We start from the raw sequence: 12,255 nt of genomic DNA, 5'->3' as shown, positions 1-12,255 counted from the left end.
AGATGAGCAGCGTGGTGAGTTTACTCAAAATAACTCCCCTTTAGATGCAGATAAACAGCTAAGGAACATGCGAATAAGCCCCTCTCATGAGACAATCTCTTTTTAAGTCTTCGAGCCTCAACCATGTCACACCAACTCACTTTTGCCGACAGCGAGTTCAACAACAAACGCCGTAAAAACGTAAATAAATTTTCCTTTCTCGCATGAATGAGTTGATGCCTTGGGATCAACTAGAAGCGGTTATTGAGCCTTTTTATCCTAAAGCAGGCAATGGCAGAAGACCTTACCCACTCTCAACCATGTTCCGTATTCACTGCATGCAACATTGGTACAACATGAGTAATCCAGGCATATAGACTGTGAGTGGTCTTATCGAGTCGTTGAGCGACTTCAGCAACAGAATAACCATTGTTTAACGGCTTCTCTTTTAAATTTTTCGGGGTACCGTTTGGACTTCATAAAACACCTCTTGATTAACTAGATTTTAACGTTAATGAGTGTCTAGTAAAGTCTGGGAAGTCCAATTAGGTTGTTGGGGTGTTAGAAAGTCACATGCTAGTCACCCACATAACGAGGCCTCTAGAAGGCTAGAGGCCTCGTAGCTTATAAGTTATCTTTTATGTGTGAAGTCGTAGCCACTTCAAACTTTCTTCCATTTCCGTACTAGGTTTATATTCAGCTCCAAGAGGGCTTGAAAAACCTAATTCAGATATTAAGCTAAATATATACCTATAATTTATTTCTCCCATAAATGGTTCGGCTCTATCTGGTACCGATGCAAATTGAATATGCCCTATGATTGGCATTAGTTCTTTTAATTTATTAGTTAGATCTCCTTCCAGAAGTTGTACATGATAGCAGTCAAACATTAACTTAAGATTCTCAGAATTAACCTCTTCAATGATTGATCTAGCTTGATCAGTACTAGATAAGAAATAGTGTGGGGCATCATATTCATTTAATGGTTCTATTAGTATTGTAATGTTACTTTTTTTCGCGTGCTTACAAGCGTATTTCAAGTTACTAATGAAAATATTGTGTGCTTTTTCCCCTTTAGCGAATCCAGCCATAACATGAACAGAACTAGCTCCAATTTCTCTTGCATAGTTTATTGCTTCATCTATAGCTGCACGTGCTTCAGTTTCCCTTTCGGGAAGCGCTGATAATCCATTTTCTCCCTTTTGAAGGACTCCACGTCGAGTGTTAATACCTAACATTTTTAGGCCTGTAGCATTTAAAGCGTTTTTTACTTCTAAAGGAGAATAGTCATAAGGCCAATGACACTCTACAGCATCAAACCCCGCACTCTTTGCAGCATATATAGCTGAGGGTAATGGGAGTTCACTCCACAAGAATCCAAGGTTAGCTGAAAACTTTGTCATACATCCCACTCCACATCAAAGGTTGTAATTAAGTCTTTTACTTGATCATTTGATAACATACGAGGATTAAAGCTTTGCATTAGCATTGCTAATCTAGCTGTGTCTTCAAGTTCTTCAATCGCAAAACAGGCTGCTTCCACATCTTTAGCTGCAACAACTGGGCCGTGATTGGCTAACATAATTGCACTTCGTTTGCCGGCAAGTCCTCTAACAGCTTCACCCATTGCAGGATCACCCGGTCGAAAATATGGGAGTAACTTAACTTTTCCTAATTTCATAATTCCATAAGGAGTGAGAGGAGGAAGAAAGTCATCCTCATTGGCATCTGGCATCATTGATAAAGCAACTGAGTGACAAGAATGTAGATGAACTACTGCTCCCGCAGTACTTCTTGTATCGTAAAAAGCAGAGTGCAATGAGATTTCTTTAGTTGGCTTGTCCCCATTTATCAAGTTACCTTTGTTATCAAATCGTGATAGGCGACCAGGGTCTAAACGACCAAAACTAGTGCCAGTTGGTGAGACCAATAAACCTCCATCTTCTGTCCTAGCTGAGATATTTCCAGAAGAGCCAGAAGTTAAACCTCTATCAAACATTGATTTTGCTAAAGTGCAAATTAACTCTCTTAGTTCTGACTCTTTCATATTTTTCCTCCAAGAATAGCAGCTGCTTTTTCAAAGTAATCTGGCGCCCCGAAGTTGCCTGATTTAAGTGCTACAACGAGAGACTCTCCAGCTCTCAATGCTGGAACCCCAGGATCAATTTCAGGTCCTATTTCTAGAGTGTTTAGCTTTAAGCCTTCAACTACTGCACCTGAAGTTTCACCACCTGCCGTTAATATTTTAGTGATTCCTGCTTCAACAAACTGCCGAGCTAGTTCAGCAAAGAATTCTTCCAATGCAAAAGCAGATCTTTCCTGACCAAAACTATCTTGGATCTGTTTGACCTTAATTGGGTCTGCTGAGCTAAAAATTATAGGAATTCCAGAGCTATTTAGAGCCCATTCAACAATATTTTTTGCTAGCAGCTTACCTTGAATAACATCACTTGCATCAATTTCATATGAAGGATTATGTTTACAGTGAATAGTGACTTGTTCTCGAGTTGCTTTTGAACATGAACCAGATAAAGCAATGCATTTTCCTGATTCCCCCTTCCAAGGAGTTCTTTCTTTACCAATTTTTCCTTGTCTAGAGAAGTTGGCAGGTAAGCCTATAGCAACTCCTGAACCTCCAGTTATAAGTGGTAACTTGTCTGCAGCAGCACCTATTTCGTAAAGGTCAGAATCTGTAAGTGCATCGACTACAATAAGACGATTCCCTTTTTCATGCTGATCTTGTAATGCTGTTTTAATTTTTTCTGAGCCTGATAGGACAATGTTGGCGGCAATATGGCCTACATTATTTTGGGTTTGCTTCTTTAACCACCTACGAATATCTGGGTCCGTCATAGGTGTAAGTGGATGTGATTGCATTCCACTTTCATTTAATAAAGCATCGTGAACAAATAAATGTCCTTGGTAAATCGATCGACCAGTACCTGGAAATGCGGGGCAAATAATTACCTTATAAGCATTAAGCTCCTTGGCCAAGGCATCAATGACTGGACCTATATTCCCTTCCTCAGTTGAATCGAACGTTGAGCAATATTTGAAAAAGAACTGTTCACATCCTTGTTCTTTTAACCAAGAAAGAGCCTCTAGAGATTGTTGTACTGCTTCAGCTGAATCAATTGATCTAGATTTTAATGCTATTACTCCAGCTTCAATATCTTTTGAAGATGAATCAGTAGGAACACCTGTGTATTGAACGGTTTTCATACCTTGTTTAGATAGCGTGTTAGCTAGATCAGATGAGCCTGTAAAATCATCACCTATGCAACCAATTAGCATTTTTTTTCTCCTGGAAGAGTTAATCCTGAATTGCGCGCATACACTTTTGCTACTGCAGCATCATCTTCATCACCTAAGCCTGAACCTGAGGCAGCTAAAAATTGTTGCATAGCCGCAGCTGTTAATGGAGCGGAGAATTTTGCAGACTTTGCAATTTCCAACACGATTCCTAAGTCTTTAGGCCAAATATTTACAGAAGAGTGGGGGGTATAGTCACCTGAAGCAATATGCGGTGCACGATTTTCTAGCATCCATGATGTTCCTGCACATTTACTAATGACTTCTACAAACTTATTTGGTGAAACGCCTTGAGTAATACCAAAGGTAATAGCTTCTGCCATTGCGGCAATATGGACGCCTGCTAGTAACTGGTTTACAGCTTTCATTGCTGACCCTGCTCCGGCTTTATCTCCTAGCTCAAAGACTGTGGAAGCTGTTGCGTCTAGTACTGGGCGAGCTGCAGAAAATGCTTTAGGTGTGCCAGAAGCCATAATACTTAGCTGTCCATTCGCAGCTTTCTTAGATCCTCCTGAAATAGGAGAGTCCAGATAGTGTACATCTCTTTTCTGGCATTCAAGCTCCATTTTCTGTGCAAACTCAGGTGCGACTGTAGCGCAGGATAAAATAACACAGCCAGCTTTTAGCTGGTCAACAACTCCAATTTTATTATCAAATAGAACAGTTTCAGTTTGTTCAGAATTTAAAACAACGACTACTACAGAATCAAATGTAGAGGCCACATCTTTAAGGTTTCCTTTTGAGCCACCTTCTAATTGAAAGCGGGAAACTGTTTCAGGGTTTATATCGTATCCATAAGTATTGTGACCCGCACGAAGTAGAGATTGAGCAATACCATAGCCCATTGATCCTAAACCTATTACAGCGACTGTTTTCTTATTTTGCATAGTAAGTTCTCTTAATTATTTTTTAAATGAAAATGAGCTGCGTCTTTGACAGTAGTACGAACTCTCCAGACACTATCTGATGAGGTTATATACATTTCTGTACCTTGAGCCCCTCCAAAACAAAGGTTAGATGTTTGTTTTGGTAAATGAATTTTCCCTAAGCATCGACCTGTTGAATCTAAACAGCGAATGCCATCTAATGCGCTTGTCCACACTCGGCCTTCTTGATCAATGCGAAAACCATCTGGTATTCCTGGCTCTATAACAGAAAATACACGTCCATTACTTAAGGTTGTTCCTGTAACGTCGAAGACTCGAATATGATGTGGCCGTTCGTAATCGATATCAGGAAAGCTAGCACCGCGAATTGCTCCGGAATCTGCTATATATAGGCGTGATTCATCTGGTGAAAATGCTAGACCATTAGGTTTGTCGAAATCAGTTGCAACGACGACTAATGAGCCGTCAGGTAATAGACAGTAGACATTGTTAGTACCAATCTCACTTTCAGCTGGGTACCCTTCGACATTAGAATTGATTCCATAAGGCGGGTCAGTAAACCAAATGGAACCATCAGATCTTACAATTACATCATTAGGTGAGTTTAATTTTTTGCCTTTATAATTGTCTGCTATAACTTCAATCGTCGAAGTATTTTCAGGGTTAAGCCTACGTATTACTCGTCTGCCTCCATGTTCACAGGAGATCATATGTCCCTCTAGATCTAGAGTGTTTCCATTTGCAAATTCATTATTATTAAGAGCGACTGAAAGTCCTTTACTATCACTCCATTTCATCATTCTCTTTGCGGGGATGTCATTGAAGTAAAGTTGTCCGTTTAGCCAAACCGGTCCCTCTGTCCATGTAAAGCCTTTAGCAATTAACTCTGGTTGTATTTTGGTATTAATTAATTCATTAAAAATAGGGTCAAATGTTTCATAATAAGGATTCATTTTAAGTCCTCTTCTTTCTTAATGATTGAAAGAGCAACATGGTAATAATGATTAGGCCAAAGATGATGCTTCGCCATGCATCTGAAATTTGCATTACTGAGAGAATGGAATTAAGAAGAGTAATAAAGAGTACGCCACCTACTGTTCCTGCAATGCTGCCACGTCCACCAAGAATTGAAGTGCCTCCAATAACAACAGCAGCAATGGTTGGTAGCAAGAACGGATCTCCCATGGATTGATATGCTTGATTAGCATAGCCAGCTAGTAGAACACCACCCATAGCAGAGCAAATTCCTGCAATAGAAAAAGCTGCGATAATTACAGAAGGTGTTGAAACCCCAGATAATAATGTGGCTTTTTCATTGTAACCAACGGAAGAAAGGTAGCGGCCAAAGCTTGTTTTCTTGAGTAGTAACACTAATGCTGCAGTGACCAGCATCCAAATTATAAAGGCCAAAGGTAAGCCTGAAATTTGGCTTGTTGCTAGGGCCACCATAATGTCGCTGGCTTCACCTTTGGGGTTGAACCCACCAGTTAAGACAACTGATATTCCCAACAACATAGAATTGACCGATAGAGTCCAAACCATTGATGGTATTCGTAAAACAGCTACACCTAGACCGTTTATTATGCCAATACCTGCACCAAATATAAGCGCAATAGGAATAGATAGCATTGATAGAATTGGATCACCGGTACCAACCAATGCTGTTGAAATAATTGCAGAGCCAGTAAGAACCCAAGCTATAGAAAGATCTATGTGTCCTAACAAAATTACAATAGTTGCACCAAGGGCTAGAAGCCCTAAAAAAGCAGCGATTTGTAACTGTTGAGCTAGATAATCAACACCTAAAATTTGAGGGTAAATAACACTACCAGTAATAATAAGTAGTAGTGTCCCTATATATGGAACAAGTACATCGATATCAGGAATTAATCGTTTAAAATTATTCATTTTCCAAAAACCTCCAATCGATTCTTAACTCGTAATACGTCAGCTCCACCAATCGCTATAGCGCCAGCAAGAATAAGCCCTTCAAGAAGAGGTTGGGCTAGTGGAGGTAAACCTGAAAAGAACATTAACGAACTGATAGTTTTTAAGATGAAAGCACCAGCAAGAGCCCCTGTTAAAGTGCCTATTCCTCCTCGTAGTAAAACTCCACCTAATACAACTGCTGCAATGGAATTTAGGGTGAAATTAGGTCCTATTCCTGCATCACCAGTAGTGGTTACAAAGCTAAAGAATAGTCCAGCTAAAGCAGCAAAGAATCCTCCTAAAGCGAATGATGCCAATCGTACTTTTTCAACAGAAATACCAGACTGATACGCTGCTTGTTCAGAAGAGCCAACAGCGTATAGCCCAGTACCTAATCCAGTTTTTCTTAACGGCAGCCAAAAGAAAGTAATTATTCCAAGTGCAAAAATGAGAGTAGTTGGAATACCGAATATATCTAATGTCATAACATCAGATATATCGTAATCAATTGAACCACCTGGAGTTGGTCTAAGTAGTAAGGCTATACCGAGGAATAAACTACCTGTAGCAAGTGTTGCAACGATAGGCTGAATCCGGCCAAACACAACGAGCATACCGTTGATTAAGCCGCAGGTGATCCCGACCGCTAAAACAACTAAGATGCCACCTGCTACTTCTAGGCCAGTGCCAATTATCAGATATGATGCTATGCAGTTAGTTAAAGCCATCACTGCCCCAACGGACAGGTCAATACCGCGAACAATTACTGCAAAAAATTGAGCGATTGCAGCTAAACCTAGAATCAAACACTGATTCGCCCAGATAGTCATGACATAAGTTGTTGGCCCGCTTGGATGAGTTGAGAAATAGAGTGTTAGCAGTATTGCTAGTACAATAACTGCGATTACCTCACGTTGATTTGAACGCCAAATATCACCCATGAACTTCACCCCCTGTTTGAATGTTTAATGATGCCGCTATAATATTTTCGGCTGTCAGTTCAGACCCTTTTAGATGAGATACAATTTCTCCGTCATAAAAAATATGGGCGTCATCACAAAGGTGAATCAATTCCTCAAAATCAGTAGATAACAACAATACTGCTATTCCACTGTCTGCGAGCCGCCGTAATAGGGCGTATATCTGAGTCTTAGTTTTTACGTCAATCCCCCTAGTAGGGTCTGCCAATAAAAGGCAACGGGGGTTAAGAGCTAGCCATTTTGCTAATGCGACCTTTTGTTGATTACCACCAGATAGTTGAGAAACTGGTTGGTCTAAGCTATTACATTTAAGCTCAAGTGCTTCTAAGAAAGTTTGATAAATGGTTGGATCTAATGCATTAACTCCTTTAGTTCCAAGGGCTGATAACTCTAGATTACGAGCAATGCTCTGTTCCAGTACCAGGCCCTCAGTCTTTCTATCTTCTGGTACTAGGGCAATACCTAAGTCAGGTGCCTTAGCCTGTTTCGGATGTGTGATCTTTACGGAATGACCAGCAATTTGTATCTCACCTGCGGTGTTTTTCAGTAAACCAAACAGCCCCAATAAAACTTCATTTTGTCCTTGACCATCTAATCCCCCAAAGCCTGTTATTTGACCCTGACGCAGAGTGATTGATACATTGTTGAATCCACCTTTCCAGCTATAGGAATCTAGCTTTAATACTTCTTCAGCTTCAGTATTAAAAACTTTCTTTGGTGGGAAAATATCGTCAATGCGTTGACCTACCATTCTGCTAATAATATAGCCATAGTCGAAAGCTCCATTATCAAAGGTTTCGACATATTGACCATTACGAAAAATTGAAATTCGGTCCGCAAGAGCTTCTATTTCATGGAACCGGTGTGAAATGAATAGAACGCCAACGCCAAGTTCACGCTGCTTTCTAATGAGTTTAAATACTTTTTCTACGACAGAAGAATTAAGAGCAGAAGTTGATTCATCTAGAATAAGGAGCTTTGGGTTTCGTGTTAAAGCTTTAGCAATTTCAACCTGCTGACGCTCAGCCAAAGTTAAATCGGCGACTCGCATACTCATTCGTATATGCGCACCATCAATCTGTTCTAGAATTGATTCTGCTTGAGGAACAACCTTTGAGTTTAACCAACCAAATCCTGTTCCTGGAGCCCCAAGCATTATATTTTCTCGAACGGACAGGTCTGGAACTAATGATAATTCTTGAAACATACAAACTAAGCCGTGAGACGTAGCTATAGATGGATTCTTTAATACTAACTCTTTACCGTTAACAGTTATCTTGCCTTCCGTAGGTTGAACAACGCCTGCAATCAACTTGATTAGTGTTGATTTGCCTGCGCCGTTTTCCCCCAGAATTGCATGTACTTCACCACTAAAACAGGAAAAGTCCACCTCAGTAAGAGCTTTTGTTGAACCATAAGTTTTGCTTACACCAGAAAGGCGTACTACTGGAGTAGAGGATAAAACCATATTGAAACCTACTTCTTTTAAATGCGAGAGCAGAATTTGAGTAATCATTGATTACGTATCAGGCACATTTAATGCGTAGCAGCTTTTTTAATATCGCTGCTACGCATTAACTTATCTCAAGTGTTATCGATACTTTGACCAAGTAGTTCTTGAGGTGAGAAGGGTTTAAAGCAACTAGGGAAACCAGTTCCAGTATTGAAGGATTTAGGTAGATCAGGGAAATAATTTACGCCAGCCTGAAGGTTTTTAGATTTTACTTGAGGGATAGGTAAGTAAACAGTTTGTGGGAGTGAATGTCCTTGTAGTAAAGAAACAGCAGCTTCTAATGCAACTGCAGACATTGCAGGTGCTTGTGCCGCAGATACGCCTGGAATCTTGAGGTCAGCCATTAGCATACGAACACCATTCTCACCATCAACCCCCATCGGTACAATCGGATGATTTGCTGCTTGCAAAGCATTAATTGTTCCAGCTGAGCCGTGCTGTGATACAACCGCGTCAAACTGACCATGAGTTGCTAATGCGTCGGCAACTACTTTTTGACTTGTACCAGTATCCCAATTACCAACAACTTCAACTATATCTAAGCCATCGACTTTTTCAAGCACGCTCATCATTCCAAGCCGGCGATCCCTGTCTGTTGCATTACCAGGCAAGCCATTTACCATTAATATTTTTTTCGCAGTGCCACCCAACTCATCCATCACTGTCTGAGCTTTTAGTTTACCTAGAGCAAACTGACTTTCATTAATCTGAACTATTTTATCTGAATCTAATACGTTATCGAATGGCACTAAAACCGTTCCAGCTCTTTCTGCTCTTCGAATTACAGGCTCAAATGCTGTTGGATTGACTGCTATAAATGTAATAGCGTCATAACCTGCAGCAATGAAATTATCGATGGCAGCAATTTGAGCTGAGCTATCATTCCCTACGGAAACTACGGTGAACTTTTCAATGTTTGCGGCATTTTCTGGACGTGCAGCCCATGCTTTTGAAGCTTGGATAGCTGCAATACGCCAATCATTTCCAGCAAAACCGTTTACGAAGGCAATTTTGTAGGGACCTTCTTTGGCTGATTTTTCGATGATGCTTGTTCCAGGAGCAGGTACAAAACATTCAGGATGATATGTTTCTGCGAAAGCGCTTGAGGTGGCAATTGTCGCTATAGACAAACCAAGTAATAGTTTTTTCATTTTGAATTCTCACTGTGCGTATGGTTTATTTTTATGCTTATGTTTACGTTAACACAGAGACATTTTTAATGTTTACGTTAATATAAGTCAAGAGGTGAGACTATTTTTTAGTCAAATTTTCAAATGAAAAGGACTAGACTCGAGTGAAAATAAAAAAAAATGCACGCCCTACAATGGTTGATGTGGCGCATCGTGCGGGAGTAAGTCAGATGACTGTATCACGCGCTATAAGTGGTAAAGGCTATGTATCAGAGGACGTTAAGCTGAAAGTGGAAGCTGCAGCTCAAGAAATTGGATATGTACAAAATCGATTGGCCTATGGTTTACGGTCTGAAAATACTCACTTAATTGCTGTAGTGCTCCCATCTCTTGCTAACTCTGTATTTACTGATGTCTTAACAGGAATTACTGACGCAGTTACTATTCATGGTTTTAGACCTGTCTTTGGTGTGACTGAATACTCACAAGAGTCTGAAGAAAAACTCGTTCAAGACCTACTGTCTTGGAGACCCTATGGCATTGTGTTAGCAGGTATAGAGCATTCTGAGGCGACGCGTAAAGCAATTATTTCTTCTGGAATCCGTGTCGCAGAAATTATGGATGTTGAAAGTACGCCTATTTCAATTGCTTTCGGCTTGTCTCATAAAGATGCTGGCAAAAAAACAGCAGAATATATGTTATCAAAAGGGCACAGACGCTTTATATATGTAGGGAGTCAAGGAGGGAGAGACTTAAGAGCTCTTAAGCGTTTTGAGGGGTTCATAGAGGCTTTAAATGAAGCTGAAGCAACTTTAATTTCGACCGAAATTAGCACATTGCCATCTTCATTAGCTGGTGGGTTAAGTGTTACTGAGAAAATACTTCAATCGAGCGATAAACCAGATGCTATTTATTATGCTAATGATGATTTAGCTGCAGGGGGGTTAATGTATTGTATCTCTAATGGAATTAGAACTCCGGAGGATATAGCTTTGGCTGGGTTTAACGGTCTTCCTTTCTTAGATGCATTTCCTATTCAGTTAACTACAGTACGCACTCCTAGGTATGAGATGGGCTGGAAAGCTGGTAATTATTTAGTAGATCCAAGCCTGGCTAGTTATCCTGAAGGTGAGTCTTGTATCGATGTAGGCTTTGAATTGATAAAGGGGGATACATGCTAGGGCCCTTTATCAAAATATTCACATAATAAGCCTGCGTTTTGGCTTACCGCAATACTGTACTGTTCAATAAGTAACGAAAAACACAGTCGCCAACTTTAGTGAGTGTTATGTGCCTGATTTATTCACTATTGCTCTATATTGTAGAACTTCAACAGTCATTGTTTGGGTCACAGCATCTTTTATGTCAGATTACTCTTTAGTCCTGTTCTTGCTCCAATAATAGGTACCCTTCGTAAACTCCCGGTTGATAAGTCATCTTAAACGCCGCAGTGGATGTAGTTACATTTTCTGGGGTGCCTAACCTCTTTTTACTACCCGAAGCACTCTCAATAGCTTAATGAGGGTAGGTGATATATAGCTATATTTGTGACCGTTGCTCTCCATAAAAAAATTAAAAATTTCATTTTTCTGTTTTGATTTCTGCTTGAAATGAAATTTTGTGAAATCATTGAAAATTTAAGTTATTGTTTTAAAAGCATTATCAAAATAAAAATTCCAATTGTGATTTAAGGTAAAATAAAGTTGGCTATCAACATGATCCTCATAACCCGAAGGTTCGAATCCGGCTCCCGCAACCAACTAATCGAATGAAATTGTTAGTGATATATAGAAAATTAATTTGTCGCGGGATGGAGCAGTCTGGTAGCTCGTCGGGCTCATAACCCGAAGGTCGTTGGTTCGAATCCGGCTCCCGCAACCATACATGTTAATTTGGTCACAACAATTCAATGTTAAAAAAGATAAAAATCTAAACTATATCAATAGCTTAGTATGTCGCGGGATGGAGCAGTCTGGTAGCTCGTCGGGCTCATAACCCGAAGGTCGTAGGTTCGAATCCTGCTCCCGCAACCAACTATAATAAGTCTAGTTTGGTCACAATGTCTTATCTTACATTTCTAAAAATAAGTTATATATATCAATAACTTATCATGTCGCGGGATGGAGCAGTCTGGTAGCTCGTCGGGCTCATAACCCGAAGGTCGTAGGTTCGAATCCTGCTCCCGCAACCATTTCTAGTAAAATTCAAAAACCAATTCCACAAGTCGTAGGTTCACTCTTTAGTTAAGAAAAGTGCTCCCGCAACCATTTCAGATTAAATCTTAAAAAATATCCTTTTATATCAGTACTTTACTTTCATTATTACAATTGAATTTAGTCGTGTTTTGGCCGTAAATTATTCGAATCATATATTCATTTATTTACTTGTACGCACTTGATTCAACTATCTGGTTGATTTAATTCTTCCTTCTGATAATAAATGTCATCATTTTTAAACCTTTTCTAAATCCGCAGCAAAAAAAGGCAGAACGGTCATAAAATTCAATGTGGCGAATCTGTGACCAA

Annotated in this window: 10 protein-coding genes, 3 tRNA genes and 2 pseudogenes; 5 read left to right on the top strand and 10 right to left on the bottom strand. The window is 39.9% G+C overall.

Translation table 11 applies throughout. The features are described 5' to 3' along the window. Positions 1–123: 123 nt before the first annotated feature. Positions 124–344 (top strand): annotated as a pseudogene (locus MUS1_RS15970) (transposase); the annotation flags it as partial. On the opposite strand, the pseudogene MUS1_RS16085 reads toward MUS1_RS15970, so the two are convergent. The 10 genes and pseudogenes from MUS1_RS16085 to MUS1_RS13895 all read right to left on the bottom strand — a co-directional run. Then, positions 327–459 (bottom strand): annotated as a pseudogene (locus MUS1_RS16085) (transposase); the annotation flags it as partial. The pseudogenes MUS1_RS15970 and MUS1_RS16085 sit on opposite strands and share 18 nt — an antisense overlap. A gap of 158 nt (positions 460–617) precedes the next feature. Further along, the gene (locus MUS1_RS13935; RefSeq protein WP_036163537.1) at positions 618–1,382 is read right to left on the bottom strand and encodes a hydroxypyruvate isomerase family protein; all 765 of its coding nucleotides are present in this window, start codon (positions 1,380–1,382) and stop codon (positions 618–620) included. Then, entirely contained in the window at positions 1,379–2,026 is a 648-nt protein-coding gene (gene otnC / locus MUS1_RS13930) for a 3-oxo-tetronate 4-phosphate decarboxylase (RefSeq protein ID WP_036163536.1), read from the bottom strand. The genes MUS1_RS13935 and otnC overlap by 4 nt, the downstream gene beginning before the upstream one ends. Next, on the bottom strand, positions 2,023–3,273 hold the full coding sequence (gene otnK, locus MUS1_RS13925) for a 3-oxo-tetronate kinase (protein WP_036163534.1): 1,251 nt from the start codon (positions 3,271–3,273) through the stop codon (positions 2,023–2,025). Before otnK ends, otnC begins: the two co-directional genes overlap by 4 nt. Then, positions 3,267–4,178 carry an L-threonate dehydrogenase gene (gene ltnD, locus MUS1_RS13920; protein WP_036163533.1) on the bottom strand — a complete coding sequence of 304 codons (912 nt, stop codon included), beginning with the start codon at positions 4,176–4,178 and terminating at the stop codon, positions 3,267–3,269. Before ltnD ends, otnK begins: the two co-directional genes overlap by 7 nt. 11 nt (positions 4,179–4,189) lie before the next feature. Further along, positions 4,190–5,131: an SMP-30/gluconolactonase/LRE family protein gene (locus MUS1_RS13915; RefSeq protein WP_036163532.1), complete on the bottom strand. Its 942-nt coding sequence runs from the start codon at positions 5,129–5,131 to the stop codon at positions 4,190–4,192. A gap of 1 nt (position 5,132) precedes the next feature. Next, the gene (locus MUS1_RS13910; protein WP_051436301.1) at positions 5,133–6,086 is read right to left on the bottom strand and encodes an ABC transporter permease; all 954 of its coding nucleotides are present in this window, start codon (positions 6,084–6,086) and stop codon (positions 5,133–5,135) included. Continuing rightward, positions 6,083–7,048, bottom strand: coding sequence for an ABC transporter permease (locus MUS1_RS13905; protein ID WP_036163530.1), 966 nt, complete (start codon positions 7,046–7,048; stop codon positions 6,083–6,085). The genes MUS1_RS13910 and MUS1_RS13905 overlap by 4 nt, the downstream gene beginning before the upstream one ends. Continuing rightward, the gene (locus MUS1_RS13900; protein ID WP_211236474.1) at positions 7,041–8,603 is read right to left on the bottom strand and encodes a sugar ABC transporter ATP-binding protein; all 1,563 of its coding nucleotides are present in this window, start codon (positions 8,601–8,603) and stop codon (positions 7,041–7,043) included. Before MUS1_RS13900 ends, MUS1_RS13905 begins: the two co-directional genes overlap by 8 nt. 68 nt (positions 8,604–8,671) lie before the next feature. Then, positions 8,672–9,751, bottom strand: a complete 1,080-nt coding sequence (locus tag MUS1_RS13895; RefSeq protein WP_036163528.1) for a sugar ABC transporter substrate-binding protein — start codon at positions 9,749–9,751, stop codon at positions 8,672–8,674. 143 nt (positions 9,752–9,894) lie between these two features. Between MUS1_RS13895 and MUS1_RS13890 the strand changes: the two genes are divergently transcribed. The 4 genes from MUS1_RS13890 to MUS1_RS13875 all read left to right on the top strand — a co-directional run bounded on the left by MUS1_RS13890 (position 9,895) and on the right by MUS1_RS13875 (position 11,921). Beyond that, positions 9,895–10,911, top strand: a complete 1,017-nt coding sequence (locus MUS1_RS13890) for a LacI family DNA-binding transcriptional regulator (RefSeq protein WP_051436298.1) — start codon at positions 9,895–9,897, stop codon at positions 10,909–10,911. A gap of 623 nt (positions 10,912–11,534) precedes the next feature. Next, a tRNA-Met gene (locus tag MUS1_RS13885) sits at positions 11,535–11,611 on the top strand. 75 nt (positions 11,612–11,686) lie between these two features. Next, a tRNA-Met gene (locus MUS1_RS13880) sits at positions 11,687–11,763 on the top strand. An 81-nt stretch (positions 11,764–11,844) separates the two neighbouring features. Further along, positions 11,845–11,921: transfer RNA gene (locus MUS1_RS13875), tRNA-Met, on the top strand. Positions 11,922–12,255 lie beyond the last annotated feature (334 nt).

This window comes from Marinomonas ushuaiensis DSM 15871 (assembly GCF_000521805.1).
In the GTDB taxonomy this organism is placed as follows: domain Bacteria; phylum Pseudomonadota; class Gammaproteobacteria; order Pseudomonadales; family Marinomonadaceae; genus Marinomonas; species Marinomonas ushuaiensis.
Note: the sequence above shows the minus strand (reverse complement) of the source record. Positions and strands in the feature narration are given on the sequence as shown.